The organism is Levilactobacillus sp. (assembly GCF_022646225.1).
In the GTDB taxonomy this organism is placed as follows: domain Bacteria; phylum Bacillota; class Bacilli; order Lactobacillales; family Lactobacillaceae; genus Levilactobacillus; species Levilactobacillus suantsaiihabitans.
In genome coordinates this window covers 284,433-305,298 of sequence record NZ_JALCJA010000003.1, presented here as the reverse complement: position 1 = coordinate 305,298, position 20,866 = coordinate 284,433, and the positions used below count along the sequence as shown (strand labels likewise).

The window sequence follows — 20,866 nt, the reverse complement described above, 5'->3', positions numbered from 1 at the left end:
AAAGTGTGTTGTTTAAACGGTGGTTAAGCGCTGGCTGGTTGTTACTGGCGATTTGTCTGGGGAGTGCGCCCATTGTTGCCCGCGCCGATAGTGATTTAGATCACGCATTGGCGACGGCGCCGCAGGGTATCGTCCTCGACAAAACCAATGCGTTCGTCACAACCGAGACGACAAAGAAGAGCTCAGCCACCGTTATGGATGGCAAAAATGAAGCGACGCCCGGCACCGACGTTGCGGCGTTAACGTCCGGGACGCACCAGTTCGGGTCGCTGTGGTCCTTGGATGCGGGGAGCTTTAGCCTGTACCACGACCAGACGATTTCGGCGTGGCTCTACCTGGGAGACCAGGGTGTCAAGTCAGCCGGCGGGGTAGCCTTTGTCCTGCAAAATGACTGGCGTGGCATCGGGGCCATGCCGGTCAAGAGTAAGGATGCCATCCCAGCGGAAACGGTAGGGGTCTGGGGCATCGACAATGATCGCCACCAGTCCCAACCGAAGGCACTTGCCGAAACGGCTATTCAAAATAGCTGGGCGTTGGAATTTGACACGGGCTACAACGGCGACTGGGGGAAATCCGCGGTCGGTCAGGCCAACGCGTTTGACGGCGCGGAGCATGGTCCCCACATCGGCAACAATTTTCCCGCCGATCCTCGGACTTATACCCAGCGGGTCTTTGACAAAGGGCTCCTGAACCATAAGCACTACTACTTCAACATGACGCATCACGGCGTCATTGAGGACGTCAATCACCCGAATTTCCTAGCGAACGGGCAGTGGTACCATGTGACGTTGAAGTGGGACTATCGCGCCGAAACGCTGTCGTACGCGTTTGATGACCGTAACCCGGTCACGGGCGAGCGGCAACCGGGCCGCCATGATGAGGCGCGCGTCTTTCCCTTCATGCTGGACCCCCACCAAACGGGGGAGGTGCGTTGGGGATTCACCGCGACCAGTGGCAGTCAGGCGGAAAACAACCTGGTGGTCCTGGAAAATATCCCGGGGCTGGTCAGTGCGAACGCCGATCTGACGGCCACCAACCTGTCGCAGGCCCGCGAACTCACGACCAACGGCCAGGTGCTCGGCGGTGATCGCCTCCAGCTCGACTATCAGCTGAAATACGTGGATGGTCGTCAGCCGTGGCAAAACATTTTGGCCAATTTGGCCCTGCCAACGGCGTTTACGCCCGAAGCCATTACCATCACCTACCAAGATGCCCACTTGCCACCACAGACGGTACCGGTGCGCGATGTCAAGGACCACCGGCTTTCGATGCGGCTGCGTGAGGCGCTCAACACCGCCAATCGCCAAGCTACCGTTCGCGTTGTTGGGCAGGTCGATACGGTGACGGCCTGCACGCCCGTGGCGCCGGTCACCAGTACGTTTACGTCCACCACGCAGACGTGTGCGGTCGATAGTCCCAAGTATTTCATCAACCCGCACGCCGACCTGGACCTGAAGGTGACTAGCGACAATCCTGCCAAATTGGCAGCCGGGACCGCTACTACGGTGACCGGGACCGTCAGTCCGGCGTTGACTGGATTGCGGGTCAAGCCCGTGTTGAACGGTCAGGCCTTACCGGACGTGTCGGTCAAGGACGGCCAGTTTACGCTTCCATTAACGGCCAAGCAGCTACAGGGTGGGACCAACAATCTGGTTCTGCGAGCCGTGACGGCGATGGGGGATGAATCGGCGCCGGTTACCGTCACCCTCGCGGTGGCTGGCGAGCTGAAATTTTCAACGGTCTCACCACAGGAAAATTTCCAAGCGACGCGACTAACGGGGCAAAGCCAGTTGGTCAAACGTGCCGGTCAGTGGCAACTCGCGGTGCGGGATACCCGCGGGACCGGTGAGCGGTGGACGTTGACCGCGGCGGCGACCCCCTTTATCGCCAAGGACGCGCACGGCGCTCAACTGGTGGGCCAGCCGGTCTACGTCACTGACTACCAGCGCATCCCCATCTTGACCACCCCTACCGCAGTGTATTCGCACGTGACGGATGATAGCGTGGCCGATGGTGAGGTCGATGTGGCCGGTGGTTGGCGCGATGACACCGGCGTCCTATTGCACGTGCAAAGCGCCTCACTTAGCGGTCAGTACCAGGGCACGATTACCTGGGCGCTGACCGATGCGCCGCAATGACCACCGCGTTAACGGAATGTCACAGGTACGCTTTAGCGGTCAGCGACCGGCTAAAGACGACCAGTTGGCGCGACGACAGCCCAACCTAATGTGACCGGGTTGACGTGGTGACCAGCGGCATAGTTAGAGGCAAGCAAAGCGCAGTCGTTTCGCTCCCTGTGAAGGTGGGAGACGAGACGACTGCGCTTTTATGATGGTGAATTGAAGGTTGAACCTAAAATTAGTGAAACCAGGCGCCTGCGTCAGCCAGGGCTCCACCTGCTCTGGGGAACACCTCCAGCCTGAGAAGCGGTCTTCCGGTTCGCTTGAGAGCCTGGCAAAAATCGCCAGTCTCTCAAGTCGTCCCGTGCTGTAGGCTGAGAAAAAACCTCAGCCAACACCACCGACACAGCTGGTTCCACCCTGGCTGCCTCCGGCAAGGTTGATGTCTATCAGCAACACAGTGTTAATGATAGACTAGCCGTCAACGCAGCTACAATCTGGTTTTAAGACGACTGTTACTGGCATGCACAACCTTAGCCGAGAGTTCGCCAAATATGGGTTCAGCCGCTTAACAAGAGTGTGACGACAGGCGGTTAACTGGCGAGCATTAACGGTGCTAGGCGGATAATCCTGGTCCTAGATTATTTGCCTAGCCCTGTTAAGCGGAACCAGTTGCCTGTTGGCGCACGTTTCGGCCATGAGGCCACTTTGAGACGTGTTTTTCGGCTCAAAGCGAGGACGAGACCGCCTCATGGCTCGGCCGGTCCGTCCACCGCGTTCCAACTCAGATTGGCCGGACGGCAAGGCGACCAGCTCCGCACGCCGTAACCAATATCGCCAATCTATTTCAACAGTTCTGTGATCAACCGTTCGTAGATGGTGATGAACCGGTGGTACATGTCCAGATCGACGTACTCATTGACTTGGTGCGCGGTGATGTTGCCGGGGCCGAAGACGATGACGTCGATGTTCGGGTTGACCGCCAAGAAGGAGGACGCGTCGGTGCCGCCGGGAACGCCGATCAATGGGAGCTTTTGTTGCAAGACGTCCTCACCGATTGCCTTGGCCACGGTGACCAGTTGCGTGTCGTCCATGGTGTGCATGGGCCGTAAGTCGCTGTGGATTTCCAGACTCAGGTCGGCCCCTTGGGCGTTGATTTCCGCAATGATTTGCTTGATGGACGCGGTGATGTCAGCGTTGGCCAGTTCAGGAATGGTCCGAATCTTGACGGACAAGTCTGCGCTGGCGGGCACCGTGTTGATTTGTTCGCCGCCCTTGACCATGGTGACGACGGGCGTGACCGGGCCCAAGACCGGGTTGCGGTAGGCCTTGATGCTGTCAAAGTAGGCTTCTTCTTTTTGATAGAAGGTCATCAGCGGGGTGATGGCGTTCTTGCCGATTTCGGGCATGGAACTGTGAGCGGCGACACCCTTGGAGTGCACCGTGTAGGTCAAAGAGCCCTTGTGTGCCAGTTCAATAAAGTGTTGTTCATTGGTCTGGTTGGCCGCTAACAGGTCCTTGGCGCCAGCTTCATCGCTTTGCAGCATGTATTGAATCTGCTTTTGCAAGAGTAACTGCTTGTTGACACCGCTGGGTTCGCCGACGATCAGGGTGTCCAGATCCTGGGCGTAGCCGGCTTCGGCGAGTTGTTTGGCACCGTATTGGCCGTATTCCTCGCCCACCGTGGCCATCAAACGCAGGGTTCCGTGAAGCGGCACGTTTTGTTCCTTCAAATGAATCAGGGCAAAGACGCCGGCCATTAAGCCGGACTTCATATCGGACGTCCCGCGACCCAGCATGTTGTTGTCTTTGATGGTGGCGGAAAGGGCCTCGACTTGCCATTTAGCGGCATCGCCGAGCGCCACGATGTCTTCGTGACCATCAAAACCAACAACGGGACCGTGACCATCGCCAATTTCGGCGACCAGGCTGACTCGATCCGGTTCGTAGGCGACCGCCTTGCTGTCGATACCGTGTTGTTTCAAAAGGTTCGCCAGGTAGTCGGCGACCAATTTTTCATGGCCGTTGACCGTGTTTAATTGAATAATATCGCTTAGTGCTTGAACTACTTCATCCATAATTGATTCCACCTTAGGTTTAGTTTGACCACGAATAGTTATCATTGATTAAGCAGAGAAATGATGTTCAACCTGATTACAGCACTTTTCGCGGGAGGGGTCAAGACTGTCAGGCGGCGAATTGGGGTGAGGGTGGCAAATGTACTGGGAAGTGATGCGGGCTGATTTTGTGCAGGATGAAGGTACTAAAAATAGGGGCAAGCGGACGGCCAGTTGCCAGCGACGTTGCCACTAGTCTGTCAGTTGATACTGTAGGCAGACCAGATTCAGAAGGCGCACCGCTACGTGATGGCCAGCCGCGAGCCGGGACAAGTGTTTGTGGACAATGATTAAGTTGAGATTACGCTGGTTGACCTAGATAACTAGTAAAAAACGCCAGAACCCAATTGTTCTGACGCTTTTTAAATAGTAGCAGGTGTCTAAAGATTGAAAGATAAAATCAGCTAGGTGCGTGGTGTTAGGAGTAGTTATTGACCGCGTCATGCTAGAAACTGTCGTCTTAACCCCGGATAGCAGCTGCATTGACGACTAGTCTTTCATTAACACTGTGCTGCTGATAGCCATCAACCTTGCCGGAGGCAGCCAGGGTGGAGCCGGCTGTGTCGGCGGTGTTACCTGGCGTTGCTTGCCAGGTTACAGCGTGGGACGACTTGAGAGACTGGCGGTCTTTGTCAGGCTCTCAAGCGAACCGGAAGCCCGTTCCTCAGGCTGGAGGTGTTCCCCAGAGCAGGCGGAACCCTGGCTGACGTAGGCGCCTGGTTTAACCAATTTCAGGTGTTAGAATACTATCATTCCAGGCCTCAAATATCGTCGATCACGTCAATCACCTGGTAGGTCGCCAGCTTGCTCAAAGCCTGAAGGAAGTCGCTCAAGTCGTGGCGGTCCGGGAACGCGCCTTCGATCATGTAGGCGAACTGACCGGTCGTGCGGTAGTGGTGGCGAATATCATTGTGATAGTGGTGGACCAATTTCAAATAAGCGGCGTGCTGTTGTTCTTGGACCGCGACTTGGATGAAGACCTGCCGGGGGAACCCCAACTTGTCGAGGTCCACTTCCACGGTATAACGGGTGATGACGCCGGTATCGGTCAACCGTTGAATGCGGGCGGCCACGGCTGGGGCGGTCAGGTGGACCAATTTGGCCAGGTGACTGGTCTTGATGCGGCTGTCGCGATTTAGGGCCTTGATGATGGCCATGTCGATTTCGTCTGGGATGGTAAACACCTTGTTTTCTAAGTTTTTAGGGGGCCAATGCTTTGGTTTTAATATTAACAGTCCTACTCAAAGCGTGTAAAGTAGAGGTCATTGCATTAGGAAATTTGTAAGCCGTTTGCTTAGGAATCTAGGTGAAGATTAGTATAATTAAACGGTAACTACTATTTGAACTATCTCAGTAGTGAGATAGTTCTTGTTAATAACAAAGTAACAGGACGGAGGTCGTCATGATAGAATTTAAGAACGTTAGTAAACGCTACGCCGGGAATCAAGCCCTAGACGACTTGAATTTGACGATTCCGACCGGGGACTTTTTTGTGCTGGTCGGCCCCAGTGGTAGTGGCAAGACCACGACATTAAAGATGCTGAACCGGTTGATCGAACCGACCGACGGCAACATCTACTTCGATGATAAACGGATTATTGATTATGATTTAAAACAGTTGCGCCAACAAATGGGTTACGTGTTACAAAATATCGCCCTGTTTCCCAATTTGAACATTCAAGACAACATCGCGATTCAAGCCGAGTCGCTGGGTTGGTCGCGTAAACGCCGCATTGACCGGGCCCGGGCGCTGCTCAAACAAGTCGACTTGGATCCGGACCAATACGCCACCCGGATGCCCAGCGAGCTGTCCGGTGGGGAACAACAGCGGGTCGGCATCATTCGCGCTTTGGCCATCAAGCCTAAGGTCGTGTTGATGGACGAACCGTTTAGCGCGTTGGACCCGATTTCACGTAAACAGCTCCAGGACCTGGTCTTACACCTCCATCAGGAATTGAAAATGACGTTTGTGTTCGTGACCCACGACATGCACGAGGCATTGCGGTTGGGCCAACACATCGCGGTCATGCGCCTCGGCCACATCCAGCAAATTGGCACGGGCGAGGCCATCATGCAGCACCCGGCCAACGACTTCGTGCAGGGCTTCTTTGAAAATGAACACACGCCGCGACCGGCCGCGATTCACGATCTATTGCTGGAAGGTTACGGGGAAACGACCAGTGCGCCGGCCACGTTACCGGCCACGGCGTCCATCAGTGAACTGGCGGATGCTTTGCGCACCCAAACGGCGGTGGCCGTCACCACGGACCAGGGCGTGCGCCAGCTCACCACGGCCGATCTCTTGGATTACTTAGCCACAAAGGAGGCCAATTAGTTGTCACAGATTAACCATATTTTGCAGACCCAGGGTGGCGACATCCTTCACGCGATTGGCCAACACATTGGGCTGTCGTTGATCTCCCTGCTGATTGCGGCGGTCATCGCGATTCCCGTGGCCATTTTATTGATGCACCACGACCGGTGGGCCAAGGTCATGCTGCAGATCACCAGCATCCTCCAGACGATTCCCAGCCTGGCGTTATTGGGGATTTTGATTCCCATCGTCGGAATCGGGACCGTGCCGTCGATCATCGCGCTGGTCATCTACGCGGTGATGCCAATTTTTCAAAATACGTATGCCGGACTGACGACCATCGACCCCAACTTGGAAGAGGCGGCGACGGCGTTTGGATTGTCACGGCGGATGAAATTATTTCGGATTGAATTGCCCTTAGCGTTACCGATGATCATCTCGGGGATCCGCATTGCGACCGTCATGATCATTGGGACCGCCACGCTGGCTGCCTTGATTGGTGCCGGTGGGCTGGGGACTTACATCCTGTTGGGAATCGAAACCAACAACAACGCTCTGCTGATCATTGGGGCCGTGCTCTCGGCGATTCTGGCGTTGGTCTTTGGCGCCGCAATCGATTGGCTGGGCAAGTTGTCATTTAAGCAGGCCGGCATCATCTTAATGACGTTGGTCGTCTTGATTGGTGGCTTCGCGGGTTACCGCAAGCTTGCCAACCCACAAACGACCATCACGGTGGCCGGCAAGCTCGGCAGCGAACCGGAGATTCTGATCAACATGTACAAGGACCTGATCGAACACGACCACCCGAACATCAAGGTGACCATCAAGGCCAACTTTGGCGCGACCTCCTTCCTGTTCAAGGCGCTTCAGTCGGGCTCGGTCGACATTTATCCCGAGTTCACTGGGACCGTCCTGGAATCGTTGGTCAAAGGGGAAAAATCGGCCAGCCACGACCCGGCCAAGACTTACCAGACGGCGAAGAGTGCGCTGAAGTCGCAGTTTCAGATGGCTTACCTCAAGCCGATGAAGTATCAAAATGGCTATGACTTGGCGGTCACTAAACAGTTTGCCCGGAAATATCACGTCAAGACCATCTCGGACCTGGTCGCCGTCGAAGACAAGGTCCACGCCGGCTTTGACCCCGATTTCCACCAACAAAAGGATGGCTATCCCGGCTTGAGTCAGGCGTACGGCTTGAAATTTGCCAGCGTCAAGACCATGGAGCCGTCGATTCGCTACAAGGCCATCGCCAACGGCAAGGTCAACCTGGTCGACGGCTACACCACCGATCCGGAGGTCCAGGAATACCACCTGGTCGTCTTGAAGGACGACAAGGCATTCTTCCCGCCGTACCAAGGTGCCCCGTTGATGACGGAAAAGCTGTTGACGGCCCACCCCGAGCTGCGAGCAACGCTGAACAAGCTCGCTGGCAAGGTCACGACCACGGACATGCAGAAGATGAATTATCAGGTCTCGGTCAAGCACCAAAAGGCCGCCACGGTGGCCAGAGACTACCTGAGGAGTCACGGATTGTTGGATTAGAAAAAGATGATCAGTATGCGGACGCAATCACTCGGAGGTGTTCACGCGCGACGGATGCTCTCATCGGTCAGGCAACACAGTTTCAGCAAGGTCGTCGAGCTTTCCTGAAATTAACCTTGACAGGCGGACAGCAGAAGACTAAACTATCATTAATTTCTAATCAGTTTTTCATAAACAAAGCTGGGAGAAGAGTAACGGTCAGGTCGTTGCGCAGTGAGCCCGAGTCAGTGCAAACGGGTCAACGACCAATCGTGAAGATGAACTCCCGTCAGCTATCAAGCGGTTCACGCTGCTTGGTCGGTAGGAACCGTTAACTTTCCGGGTATCAATGGTACCGGTGAGGCAAGGTCTGTGAGGGCCTTGTAAATGAGGGTGGTAAAACGACGCGTTCGTCCCTGGAACTAAGCAATTAGTTCTGGGGATGAGCGCGTTTTTGCGTTAGCTGATGATTGGAAAACACTGTCTAGGTTTAAATATAGGAGGAATTTATATGACTACACTTACTGAAACACAGATTCCGTTCCGTTACGATGTCGTCGGCAGTCTCTTGCGACCAGCCCCGCTGAAACAAGCCCGCGCCGAGTTTGCCCAGGGGGCCATCGACGCCGAACAGTTGAAACAAGTCCAGCGCGCCGAGACCAAACGCGTCGTGCAAAAACAGATCGACCTGGGCCTCAAGGCCGTGACCGATGGCGAATTCAACCGCAGCTGGTGGCACCTCGACTTTTTGTGGGGTCTGACCGGGGTGGGCCACTATGATTATCAACAAAGTTATAAGTTCCACGGCAGCAAGACCCGGACCGACAACGCCGATTTGGTCGGCAAGGTGGCCTTTAACCCGAACCACCCGTTTTTTGAGAGCTTCCAATACTTACAGAGCCTGGTGCCGGCGGGTGTCCTGGTCAAGCAGACCATCCCGTCACCGACCATGTTGTTCCGGGACAACCGCAGTGACAACTGGCACGAATTTTACCCGACCTGGGACGCCTACCTAGATGACCTGGCCAAGGCCTACCACGAAACGATTTTGCATTTCTATGAACTGGGGTGTCGTTACTTACAACTGGATGATACGACCTGGGCCTTTCTCATCAGCAAGCTCAACGCCACGACCGACGACGTGACCGCCCATCAGACCTACGTCAACCTGGCGCAAGATGCGGTCCACGTGATCAACACCCTGTTAAAGGACCTGCCGGACGACTTGACCGTGACCACTCACATTTGTCGGGGGAACTTCAAGTCGACCTACCTGTTCTCCGGCAGTTATGATGATGTTGCCGACTACCTGGGCGAACTCAATTATGACGGCTTGTTCCTGGAATACGACAACGAACGGGCCGGCAGTTTCACGCCGCTGGCGAAGATCTGGCACCACGATGCCCATAAGCGTCTGGTGCTGGGGCTCATCACGTCTAAGTTCCCCGAACTGGAGGACGTTGAGACGGTCAAGGCACGCATTGCTGACGCCGCTAAGCAGGTGCCCCTGGCTAACCTGGCCATTTCCACGCAATGCGGCTTTGCCTCCACGGAAGAGGGCAACATCTTGACCGAAGACCAGCAGTGGGCCAAGCTGCGGTTGGTGAAGCAGGTGGCCGATGAGGTTTGGGACGAGGATTAGGCAGGCGCTGCAAGTTAGTTAGCAGTCGCAATTAAAAAGATAGGTTAATTAGATAAGTGACCGAAGGAATGCCCCCGCCATTTCTTCGGTCACTTTTTTGCTTAGCGTTGGTTTGAAATTAATCCGGCAACTTTTGGCACTAGCGGGTAACTTGCGGTTTGAAAGGGGTTCCCGGAGAACTTTACACACTATTTACAAGGACAACATCATCTCATTACGTGGGCCACGTAGACTAGTCACAGATTCATAAAAAGGGGAGTGGCAGTATGGCGATTGAATTAAATGCTTTAGGCAAAGAGTATACAGCGGGCAACTGGGTGCTGGAAAATGTCAGTGCCCACATCAACAGTGGCGAGTTCTTTGCGATTGTCGGGCCTTCCGGGTGTGGCAAGAGTACGCTACTGCGGATGATTGCCGGGTTGATTCCGATTTCTGCGGGTGAATTGAAGATCGATGACCAAGTGGCCACCAATCTTCCCCCCAAGGATCGCAAGTTGACCATGGTCTTTCAAAGTTACGCGTTGTTCCCGTTCCTATCCGTTAGCGACAACGTGGCCTTTGGGTTGAAGGCCCGGAAATTTCCGGCGGCGGAGATCAAGGAACGTGTCGACCGGGCCATTGACCTGGTCAATTTAAACGAGTTCAAGGACCGCAAGCCCCGTGACCTCTCTGGTGGGCAACGGCAACGGGTGGCCTTGGCGCGGGCGATTGCCAGTGACGTGAAGATCTGTTTGATGGACGAACCGTTATCTAACCTGGACGCGCAATTGCGGATCAAGATGCGCACCGAGTTGCGGAACCTCCAGCGGGAATTGGGCTTGACCGTGATCTATGTGACCCACGATCAGGTCGAAGCCATGACCATGGCGGATCACATCATGGTGTTGCACAACCACGCGATCCAACAGATCGGCACACCGCTAGAAATTTACAACCAACCGGCCAACACCTTCGTGGCCAGCTTCTTTGGCACCCCGCGGATGAACCTGTTGCCGGCCCGCGTCGTCGGTGACCGGGAGCTGTTGTTAGCCGACACGCTGCGGTTAGCGGTGCCGAGTGACTTGCCGGTGGCCGATTATGTGGTCGGCTTGCGGCCCAACGCCCTGCGCGTCATGCGGGCGTCAGCGGACGCGGCCAACGCCCAGGTCAAGACGGTCGAGTATTTGGGCTCGGACATCTTACTTGAGGCACAAATGGCCGATGGCACGCCGATCGAATTGATGACGGCGGCCGAGGAAAGCTATCAGGTCGGGGACCGCTTGACCGTGGCGTTAGCTGGCAAAGCGTACGTCTTTGATCACGCCGGTCAGGCCCAATTCATCGTGGAAGGGGGCGTGCACCATGGCGGAAATGATGTCAACACCAAAGCCGCAGTCCACGCCTAAGCCCCAAGTCGCCGAGCGAGAAAAGCAACGTAGCTTCAACCTGCACGTCAACGACAAGTACTACGCGTTGGCCTTCTTGGGACCGTCTTTGCTGGTCTTGGGCGTCTTCGTGTTCTACCCGATGTTGCGGACGCTGTATCTGAGCCTATTTCTAACCAACAACGTCGGCCGGCCCACGGTCTTTGTCGGCTTGAAAAATTACGTGAACCTGTTAACGTCTAGCGCCTACCAGGCCAGCCTGCAAGCCACGGCCGTCTACGTGATTGGCGTGGTGGTCTGCACCTTGGTCCTCGGCTTACTACTGGCCCAAATGGCGGTGCGCAAACTGGCTGGGATCCAGTGGTTCCGGACGATTTTCTCCGCCACCATGGGGGTCTCCGTCTCCGTTGCCGCCATCTTTTGGCTCTTCATCTTCAGTCCATCCGTGGGTCTGTTCGACCAAATCGGCAAGTTGTTGCATTTACCGCTGGTCCAATGGTTGACGACGCCCGGACCGGCGATGGTGGCTGTCATCATTTCGACGGTGTGGATGAACCTGGGCTTCACGTTTTTGATTCTGTTCGGCGCGCTACAAATGGTGCCCCAGCCGCTGTATGAGGCGTCGGCCATCGAGGGCGCATCGCCGTGGTATCAGTTCTTTCACGTGACGCTGCCCATGATCAGTCCCACGCTGTTCTTCACCTCGACCGTCACACTGATTGGCGCGTTCAAGAGCTTCGGGCTGATCGACTTAATGACGGCTGGCGGGCCCAACAACGCCACCAACCTGATGGTCTACCAGGTCTACCGGGATGCCTTTTTAAATGGCAACTACGGCCTCGCTAGCGCCGAATCGGTCATCTTGGCCGTCATCATCGCGCTGTTTACGTTACTACAATTCAAGTTCTTAGAGAAGCGGGTGACCTACTGATGATTCAAACCAAGACTTTAAAGCCCCTGCGCTATTTGGTCCTGATTCTCTTAGCTATTGTGATTTTAGGACCGTTCATTTTGGGGTTCTGGACCAGCCTGCTGCCGACCGCCGACATTGCCAAAGGGGCGCTGTGGAGCAGTCACATCTCCTTTGCCAATTACGCGGAAGCCGTCAAGCAAACGGCCATCTTGCGGTATTTGCTCAATAGTTTCGTGATTTCCACGCTGACCATGGCCGCCCAGTTGCTGTTCTGTTCGCTGGGCGCCTACGCCTTTGTGTTCCTGTCCTTCAAGGGCCGCGACCTGCTGTTTTACCTGATCTTGGCCACGATGATGTTGCCCTTTGAAGCGGAAGTCATCCCCAACTTCGCCACGGTTCGGCGGCTCAACTTGCTGAACCACTACGGCGTCATGGTGATTCCGTTTCTGACCTCGGCCTTTGGCATCTTCATGTTGCGTCAGGCCTTTCGCCAGATCCCACCGGAGTTAAAGGAAGCCGCGGACGTCGAGGGACTCAACCACTGGCAATTCTACTGGCGCGTGACCCTGCCGTACGCGCGCATCAGCCTGTTCACGCTGGCGGCCTACAGCTTTTTGGAAAGCTGGAACCAATACCTGTGGCCTATGCTGACCACGTTTAGCGACAAGTTCCGCCCTGTACAAGATGGGCTGCGGCAGCTGCAATCGCAAGAAACCTTCAACAACTGGGGCATGATCCAGGCCAGTGCGGTCATCGTGGTCGTGCCGACGCTGATCGTCTTGTTCGTGGGACAACATTACTTCAAGAATGGGTTAAATGAGGGGGCCACGAAATGACACATTTGAAAGGACGTCAACGGCTCTTAGCACTCGGTGGGCTTTTCTTGGCCGTACTGGCCGTATTCGTGGGCTGGTCGGTCATGAGCAAGCCCGCCGCCCAGGCCCAAGGCGCCAAACGCACACGGATCGTCTTTTGGCACGAGATGACGGGGCCCGCCCAGCAACAGTTGGACACCTTCGTCAAGGACTTCAACCATTCGCAACACAAGTATGAGGTCGTGCCGGAATTCGAGGGCAACTACAACGAAGCCGTCCAAAAGATCATCAACACCCACGGCACTGACGCCTCGCCCGCGGTCTTTCAGTCGATGGACATTTCGACCAGTCAGATCCACCACACGGGCTACACCACGCCAGTTCAGAAATTCATCGATGCCGACCACTACAATGTCAATCAGATTGCGGTCGGGGCGCGGGCCTTTTACGCCAACAAGGGGACCCAGCTCTCCATGCCGTTCAACACCTCACAACCCGTGCTGTACTACAATGAAACGCTGCTGAAGAAATACCACATCACGCCACCGCCGGTCAACCCATCGTACAGCGACATCACCCGGGTCGCCACCCAGCTGACGGACCGCTCGCACAAGCAGGTGCAGGGGATGACCGTGGAAATCTACGGCTGGTTGTTTGAACAATTCATGGCCAACGCCGGCGTGTCTCTGGCCAATCACCAAGACGGTCACGCGGGCACACCCACGGCCGTCAACTTCACCAGCCCGTCGACTTTGACGACGATGAAATGGATTCAGGATAATTTGAAACGCGGCGACTTCGTCAATTACGGGGCCGGCGCCAACGCCCAAAACAACGAGACCGCCAGCTTCCTGTCCGGTCGGTTGGGGATGTTTCTACAAAGTTCCGCGTCGATCGGGCAACTGACGACCGGCAATCACGACCAACTGGGCATTACGTATTACCCTCACCCGGATGGTCAAAAGAGCAACGGGGTCGCCATTGGCGGTGCTTCGCTGTGGATCTCCAACGACAAGTCCGCGCACGTCCAGCGCGGGGCGTGGGACTTTATTAAATACTTGATGACCGCCAAGAGCCAGGCCCAGTGGCAAGTTGCCACCGGGTACTTGGCCTTGAACCAAGGCTCGCAAAAAGAGGCCGTCTTGCAGAAGCTGTACCAGAAGTTGCCGGCTACCAAGGTTCCCGGCGAACAACTACGCGCAGCCACGCCTAACGCTACGAATTCCGGGATCTTCTTACAAGGATTGATTCAGGAACGTAATTTAAGCCAAACGGCCATGGAACAGATTTATAATGGGAGTGATATCAAGAAGTCCCTGGAGACGGCGGAGAAGTCCATGAACAGCTACATCCAGGGTAACAACCGTGCCAACGGGTACTGACCAGTGAGCAACGCCTTCGCCTTACCGCTCGCCAACTATGGGTTGGAACGCGGTGGGTGGACGGGTCGAGCCAACCAGACGCCTGCGGCCGCCAGGGATTCCACCTGCTATGGGGACCGCCTGCAGCCAAAGAGCGGTCTTCCGGCTCACTTGAAAGCCCGGCAAAAACCGCCAGTCTCTCAAGTCGTCCCACGCTGTAGGCAGAGAAAAAACCTCTGCCAACACCGTCGACACAGCCGGTTCCATCCCTGGCCGCCTCCGGCAGGTTTGTGATTTCACGGTCCGTTGGCGCAAATCACACCGTTGTAGTCGGTCTGCTGCCGATTTTAGTGGTGGTAGTTGGCAAGCACCCACGTAGCCGGAAGCCTGTCCCAGATGAGCTCAGCCGTGGGAGTTTCCTTAGCGGTCGGGTTGGGACCGCTTAGAAAACTGGCGTCTTTGAGACGCGGGTTGCGGCTCAAAGCGAGGCGTCGAGACCGCACTTTGGCTCGGCCCGTCCGCCCACCGCGTTCCAGTCTCATCTGGGGCAGGCTGGAGGCGGGATATAGAAACAAATATTAAAAATGTAGTAGGGAGCGGTAAAATGACAGTTAAAACGTTAGTGTTTGGGCACCGGGGTTATCCGGCGAAATTTCCTGAGAACAGCTTGGCGGGCTTTGCCTACGCCTTGGATCATGGGGTCGAGGGCCTGGAATTTGATGTGCACTTGACCAAAGACCAGGTGCCAGTCATCATGCATGACGAGCGCATCGACCGGACCAGTAACGGGACCGGCCTCATCAACAGCTACACGCTGGCCGAATTGCGCCAGTTTCATTTGGCCGAAAACGAACCGATTCCCACGCTGGCGGAGTTTCTCACGCTGGTCGGGACGCATGACGTGCAACTGAATCTGGAATTCAAGACCGACAAAATCCAGTACCCCCACATTGAACGCATCGTGATGGGGATGGTCAACGCCACGCCACTGAAGCATCCGGTCATCTACTCGTCGTTTCACCTGCCCACATTGAAGACTTGTCAGCAGTTCGCCCCCGACGAGGCCTACTGCTGGTTGACGGGCAAGCCGGTGGTCAACGCCGCGGCTTTCGTGGCCAGTGAGCACTTGGCGGGCCTGCACCTCAGCCATTATCAAGCCGACGTGCCGGTTGCCGAACGCATTTGGACCGTGGATGACCCAGCACTAGCCAAGCAACTGTTTCAAGACGGCGTGGCCGGTATCTTCACGGATGATTTCGTGGCGATGACGGCGCTGCGCGATGAGGTGATGGTGAAATAAGGACTGCGACTTGCAGTGCTAGTGCATATTTATACCCAAACTAAAAAATCGGGCGCACCGGGAACTTTTTCCTGATGCGTCCGATTTGGTTTAGTCACTGATTTCCTGAAGGGTGGCCTGTTGGCCCACTCTTTTCAGCGGCTGAACCCATATTTGGTGAACTCTCGGCTTAGCTGTGCTTGTCGGTAACAGTCGTCTTAACCCCAGGTAGTAGCTCATTAATGACTAGTCTTTGACTAACACAGTGTTACTGATAATCTCCACCTTGCCGGAGGCAGCCAGGGTGGAGCCAGCTGTGTCGTGAGAGACTGGTCGCTTTTGCCAGGCTTTCAAGCGAGGCGGAAGACCGTTCCTCAGGCTGGAGCCGTTCCCCAGAGCAGGTGGAACCATGGCTAACGCAGGCGTCTGGTTTCGCCAATTTTAGGTGTCGGAACACCGTCGTTACAGCAATCAGCACGTTAATTTTACTTGTAACCTTCAGTTTCTATATTGTTATTTGTTTACGCTGAAGTAAAATCCAGAGTAATAGCGTTACTAAATTAAATAAAAATAAACTGATCCAAGAGACCTGTAGCGAGAGAGTGTTAGCCATTGTTGCAAAAATCATAGATCCTAGTGGGACAGTCAGTTGTACAACTGTGTAAAAAGCACTGATAATAGACCCAATTGATTCTTTAGGTAGCTCATTTATCATTTTTCCTTGAACTATAGGATTCAAGATTCCTATAAGAATACTTGAAATAACAGTTAAAACCAATAGTAATATTTTTCCTTTGAAGAAGATTATATTTAATGCGAGCAGTCCATATGCAACATAAATCGAGATGATGCATATGGAAATACTAAAGTATCGTGTAATTCGACCGGGCAATAATGACCCAACGATGCTTCCTACAGATTCAACCATTCCTAATAATGCGACTGTATATCCATAATTAATAAATAATAACTTTTGTTCATGAGCAAAAGAAAGATTCAAAAGAACGCCTTGACCTGAATCAAAAAGGTTGATTGCCATAAAAACTTTTATGAATTGAACAATTGTCGATTCTTTTTTGAGAAGTGTGAAATTGGCTTGGGTTTTCCGAAGAAATTTACGACAGTTATTAAACATCCCGTATGTTTTTCCTATTTTGACATGACTACAAGGCAATTGAAGAAAGTATTCACGAGAATGAAATAATAACCAAAAAGCTGAAAAAAATGAGATAGCATTGAGAAATGCAAATAAGCTGTACTGATATTGGAATAGTGAAAGCAGTGAGGCGCCGATGAGGCCTCCGGTAAGAGATATTGTGGAGTTAATACCAGACTCGAACCCCTCCGCCTCGGGAATGTCACTTGGTTTTACAATATCCTTGATTATGGGAATGGCCCCATATGTATTGTAACTGCCAATAAGGCTGACTATGATGCTCAGGCTTAGAACTATAATGAAACCTGTCCATTTAAATTGACCAGCCATTAGGATGGCAATTGCTACATATAAAACACCTTGAATTAAACGATTACGTAGTTGCTGATGAACATGATTGCTAGTTTGATCAGCAAGGTACCCCATGAATATGTCGAAGACTAGCGGTAGACTCCCTGCAACGGAAGCAACACTAATAGCCAGTGAAGGATGAGCCATGTGACGTGCGTAAATTACAAATACAATGCTAAACAACGAAGAACCAATAGAGCTAACAATATTAGCAGTCATAAAAATACGATAGTAAGAGTTATGAAAGAAGACTTCCATGACTATGTGCCTCCCCATGATACTTTGTTAAACCAAAAAGTGATTACTCGATATGGGATTTTACTCATAACCAGTAATCACTGTGTTCAGCCACCGTGAGAATCATGCGCTCAACGTGGTAGAGAAACTAATGCCTTAATTTGATTTTTCTTCACAATCGTGAGTAAAACAAACTCCTGTGTCAGAAATATCATCGTTGTTGCTTGGCACGTCAACGGCCCCACCATTTGACTTAACGGCAAGTTCTTGTAAGTCTAACAATTCAGTCATAAGCGTTCATCTCGATTTATTGGGCTGCTTGTAGTTAGCCAAATTAATACATAACAGTGATGTACCAGTTTTTGGCTATCTACACGAGTAACTATATATTATCTAATAATTCATGTCAAAGTAGTTATCCGTATGAAAGATAGTTAGGATAAATTATAAATAAACGGTTGGAGAGACCTGTAACAAATGTTATACGACAATATAATATATATTCTCAGTAGAGATGTTTAGCTTGAATTAATTGCTTCAACGAGGAGGAATATTAGTGAACACTAGTATTGAAACACTGAATATATTGGCAAAGGAAGAATTCTTTAATAATAACGTAAAACTGAATCTTAATATCATCCCTAATACGATTACAGAGCAAGAAATGGAGCAGTCAACGTGTGATAAATATCAGATTTTTAGACAATTAAACTTTGGCTTTAAAGCCATTCCACATCAAGGATTCAAGATACATGTAGCTTGTACATCCAAGAATTATCAGCATATTTTAAATGCTGTATTTCAGTTTTGTCGAACGCATACGATAACTTTCAAATACATCTCTAATCTTGAGTTTCTTATTTCAAACCTTTCGGGATACGAAAAACTATGGTCGACCGGAAAATTCATTACTCTGTATCCGACTTCAACTCGAGAGTTTAAAAAAATTATTGGGCCATTAAGTACTGTTCTAGGTAATTGTGAAGGCGTTCAAATCTACACTGATAGACGTTATGGTAGTTCGAGTGTCGTTTTTTATAGATACGGTATTCTAAGTAATCACAATGACGACAATTATGTATATGATCACAATGGAGAAAAGTTATACCAAGACTACCAGCTTGACAGGTATCATTTACCATCCTTCGTTGAAGAACCGTTTCCGATGAATTCAGATGACTCAGAGACATCTAAAAAGCTATTTAAGCAGTATTATCCTCAAGTGTCATTGAATAAAAAGTGCTCAGGGGGCGTTTTCATTGCAAAAAGTGGTGATAAAAAAGAACTTATTCTAAAATCTGCAAAATTTGGATTTGGCGATCGATCGGCACAAACTATTGAAAAATTAAAGAACGAGAAATACAATTTAGAATATCTAAAGTCATTATCATTTGTTCCACGAGTGTTAGATGAGTTTTATGAAGCTTCAGATTACTTTTTAGTTGAAAGTAAATTGCCGGGAATAGATATTAATACGTACCGTGCATCAGTCGTAGAGAGTGCTTTCGGAGACACTAAGACGAATGTGTATGAAAAGGTTCGAAAAGTTATTCAGAATTTCCTGTCGAACTTATCAAGGATACACGATTTAGATATACAAATAGGGGATATTTCGAGCACAAATGTTTTAGTCGATAAAGTAACGGATCAGGTATCTTTTGTAGACTTCAATGATTCTGAAATTGTTATAAGAAATTTTAATGGTCATACAAGATCTTTAAACAAGACGGTTGGCTTTTTCAATTCAGGAATTTATTTTCTTAACCAATTTGAACAGGATAAGCAGCAAGCAGGTTATTTAATCATGGCTCTTTTCAGCAGAGCCAACTCATTTCTTGCTATTGACAGAACTGGAAAAAAAACAATTGAATTTTTTAGGAAATTTGCCGCTGCAGAAAAAATACCTGCGATTTTCGTAAAAATTATTGAACAGTTGGTTATATCACCAAATGTAAACCTAAAGTCAATACAGAAGGAGCTTAGAGATGCAGCGATAACAGAGATTTATGACAACGCAGAAAATCATCAAACGTCATCTCTGACTGAACTGATTAACGGATTACGTCGTTCTATAAGGATAGATAGCGTAAACCATAGCTATAAGAGTACGCGTTCCAGATTGACGAAATCGGATTTTTTGGTTAATGATAATACTATTCACCACATTATTAATTCACCAAGCTACTCTAGCTTGATGTTCCGTTTGATTCGAGGAGACTCAAATGCAGTTGAGATTATCAGAGATGCAGGCGTTCAATCATCTCTGATTGGTAATCTTAATTTGGTTCACTGGCATCTTGAACGGCTGGGAAAAGGAACCCTGGATGAAGACTTATTACCATTGCATACAATTATACCGGTATTATATTGTTCGTTGTTTATTGATCAGAAAAAACACGTAGAGGTTCAATCACTGGTTGTGGAATCTTTCCGGAGTATAGTAGAAAAGTATGCAGTCAAAAAAGATGGAAAGTTGATTTTTAGAATGTCACCTCATTCACGTTACTGCTCACCTTACTTATTAAATGGTGTTGCAGGCATGCTTGTTGTGGCACTTAATATACGAGAAGTTTTTGGCATAAATGAAAATGATTGGCTCATTGGAAAATTGTCAGCTCAGTTGGCTAAGATGCGCTATCCTCAAAATGTGACATTTAGTCACGGACTTTCAGGAATAATTTGGGCCTTACTTTTAACAAAGCGGACTATGAAAACTGACATTTATGACCAAGACATACAGCAGGCGTGCAAGGATGTTGCCGCCTACTTAATTAGGCTTGATGACGGGTTATACGTTGTTAACGAGGCATTTAATCAGCTTAGCTTTAGCTTTCAACATGGGAATAGAGGCGTTATTTTTGCCTTGAAAGTAGCTCAAGACTGTTTTGGGAAAATTTAGCACATCCGCTTTAAGGATTAATCGTACTAGCTGTCGACGAACACGCTATATCATCTCAAATCAAGGCTAAAGCGGCAAATTCTCCTGATGCGTCTTATTTGGTTGGGTTACTGACTGCCGAATTGTTGGTCGCGATTGTTGGTGTTCGGAACACGACCGCTAGCTAGACTAATCGTCGCCGCAATTCCGCCCCCAGCTGACGTGCTTCGGCGGCGTAAGGAGTCAGAGCCAAATCAACGTCGGTGAATTGGCTCTGATCGTCGAACCAGGATTTTTCCAGGCTGATCTGAAGGTTGTTGGTCAACAGTGGCATCTTCAAGCCGCGCACGACCAGTTGCATGCCTAATGCAGCCTGAAAGCCGCCGTGATTGCCGTAAGAGACCAGGCTGACCGGCTTGCCCCGCCACTCTTGATAGAGGGTGTCGAGGGCATTTTTCAGCGGTGCCGGGTAGCCCCAGTTGTATTGTGGGAACAGCAAAATGAAGGCGTCGTAGCCCTGGACCTGTTCACTCCAGCGCTTGGTCGAGTCCAGGGTGTACTGGTGGTCGGCGGGCATGGCGGGGTCCTTTAAAAACGGCAGGTCGATGGTGGCGAGATCGAGTAAGTCGACCGGTAAATCTGGCTGGGTCACGCGGACCTGTAGCCATTTGGCGATACTGGGACTGATACGACTGGGGCGGGTGGACCCGATGATTAACCCAATTTTTTTCGACATAAAATCGCTCCTTTAATTTATCCGTGCATTATGCACACATCTTAGCACCGTTCTGGTATAAT

The 20,866-nt window shown here is 51.5% G+C and carries 15 protein-coding genes; 10 read left to right on the top strand and 5 right to left on the bottom strand.

The window, feature by feature from the left end; genetic code table 11:
- Positions 1 to 8 precede the first annotated feature (8 nt).
- Positions 9 to 2,138, top strand: coding sequence for a WxL domain-containing protein (locus LKH74_RS06230; protein ID WP_287788688.1), 2,130 nt, complete (start codon positions 9 to 11; stop codon positions 2,136 to 2,138).
- 824 nt (positions 2,139 to 2,962) lie between these two features.
- Here LKH74_RS06230 and LKH74_RS06225 read toward each other — a convergent pair.
- Positions 2,963 to 4,198 (bottom strand): ArgE/DapE family deacylase, encoded by a 1,236-nt coding sequence (locus tag LKH74_RS06225; RefSeq protein ID WP_287788687.1) that lies wholly within the window; start codon positions 4,196 to 4,198, stop codon positions 2,963 to 2,965.
- 800 nt (positions 4,199 to 4,998) lie between these two features.
- Complete coding sequence (locus LKH74_RS06220; RefSeq protein WP_287788686.1) at positions 4,999 to 5,421, bottom strand: Lrp/AsnC family transcriptional regulator; 423 nt, start codon at positions 5,419 to 5,421, stop codon at positions 4,999 to 5,001.
- 218 nt (positions 5,422 to 5,639) lie between these two features.
- Between LKH74_RS06220 and LKH74_RS06215 the strand changes: the two genes are divergently transcribed.
- From LKH74_RS06215 to LKH74_RS06180, 8 genes are all read left to right on the top strand, one after another.
- On the top strand, positions 5,640 to 6,572 hold the full coding sequence (locus LKH74_RS06215) for an ABC transporter ATP-binding protein (protein ID WP_287788685.1): 933 nt from the start codon (positions 5,640 to 5,642) through the stop codon (positions 6,570 to 6,572).
- Positions 6,573 to 8,093 (top strand): ABC transporter permease/substrate-binding protein, encoded by a 1,521-nt coding sequence (locus tag LKH74_RS06210; RefSeq protein ID WP_287788684.1) that lies wholly within the window; start codon positions 6,573 to 6,575, stop codon positions 8,091 to 8,093. It abuts the gene before it with no gap.
- A 490-nt stretch (positions 8,094 to 8,583) separates the two neighbouring features.
- Positions 8,584 to 9,714, top strand: coding sequence for a vitamin B12 independent methionine synthase (locus tag LKH74_RS06205; protein WP_287788683.1), 1,131 nt, complete (start codon positions 8,584 to 8,586; stop codon positions 9,712 to 9,714).
- Between the two features lie 266 nt (positions 9,715 to 9,980).
- Entirely contained in the window at positions 9,981 to 11,099 is a 1,119-nt protein-coding gene (locus LKH74_RS06200; RefSeq protein ID WP_287788681.1) for an ABC transporter ATP-binding protein, read from the top strand.
- A complete protein-coding gene (locus LKH74_RS06195) occupies positions 11,065 to 12,009 on the top strand; it encodes a carbohydrate ABC transporter permease (RefSeq protein ID WP_287788843.1) in 945 nt (314 codons plus the stop codon). The genes LKH74_RS06200 and LKH74_RS06195 overlap by 35 nt, the downstream gene beginning before the upstream one ends.
- A complete protein-coding gene (locus tag LKH74_RS06190; protein ID WP_135368594.1) occupies positions 12,009 to 12,827 on the top strand; it encodes a carbohydrate ABC transporter permease in 819 nt (272 codons plus the stop codon). The genes LKH74_RS06195 and LKH74_RS06190 overlap by 1 nt, the downstream gene beginning before the upstream one ends.
- Before the next feature lie 5 nt (positions 12,828 to 12,832).
- Positions 12,833 to 14,188: an extracellular solute-binding protein gene (locus tag LKH74_RS06185; protein WP_434737653.1), complete on the top strand. Its 1,356-nt coding sequence runs from the start codon at positions 12,833 to 12,835 to the stop codon at positions 14,186 to 14,188.
- Positions 14,189 to 14,771: 583 nt separating this feature from the next.
- A complete protein-coding gene (locus LKH74_RS06180) occupies positions 14,772 to 15,467 on the top strand; it encodes a glycerophosphodiester phosphodiesterase (RefSeq protein WP_287788679.1) in 696 nt (231 codons plus the stop codon).
- Positions 15,468 to 15,951: 484 nt separating this feature from the next.
- On the opposite strand, the gene LKH74_RS06175 is transcribed toward LKH74_RS06180, so the two are convergent.
- Together LKH74_RS06175 and LKH74_RS06170 are read right to left on the bottom strand one after the other, a co-directional pair.
- Entirely contained in the window at positions 15,952 to 17,211 is a 1,260-nt protein-coding gene (locus LKH74_RS06175) for an MFS transporter (RefSeq protein ID WP_287788678.1), read from the bottom strand.
- 135 nt (positions 17,212 to 17,346) lie between these two features.
- Complete coding sequence (locus LKH74_RS06170) at positions 17,347 to 17,481, bottom strand: hypothetical protein (protein ID WP_287788676.1); 135 nt, start codon at positions 17,479 to 17,481, stop codon at positions 17,347 to 17,349.
- Positions 17,482 to 17,746: 265 nt separating this feature from the next.
- Here LKH74_RS06170 and LKH74_RS06165 point away from each other — a divergent pair, with 265 nt between their 5' ends.
- Positions 17,747 to 20,089, top strand: a complete 2,343-nt coding sequence (locus tag LKH74_RS06165) for a lanthionine synthetase LanC family protein (RefSeq protein ID WP_287788675.1) — start codon at positions 17,747 to 17,749, stop codon at positions 20,087 to 20,089.
- A 163-nt stretch (positions 20,090 to 20,252) separates the two neighbouring features.
- Here the strand turns inward: LKH74_RS06165 and LKH74_RS06160 are convergent, their stop codons facing one another.
- Positions 20,253 to 20,804: an NADPH-dependent FMN reductase gene (locus tag LKH74_RS06160; RefSeq protein WP_287788674.1), complete on the bottom strand. Its 552-nt coding sequence runs from the start codon at positions 20,802 to 20,804 to the stop codon at positions 20,253 to 20,255.
- Positions 20,805 to 20,866: the final 62 nt, after the last annotated feature.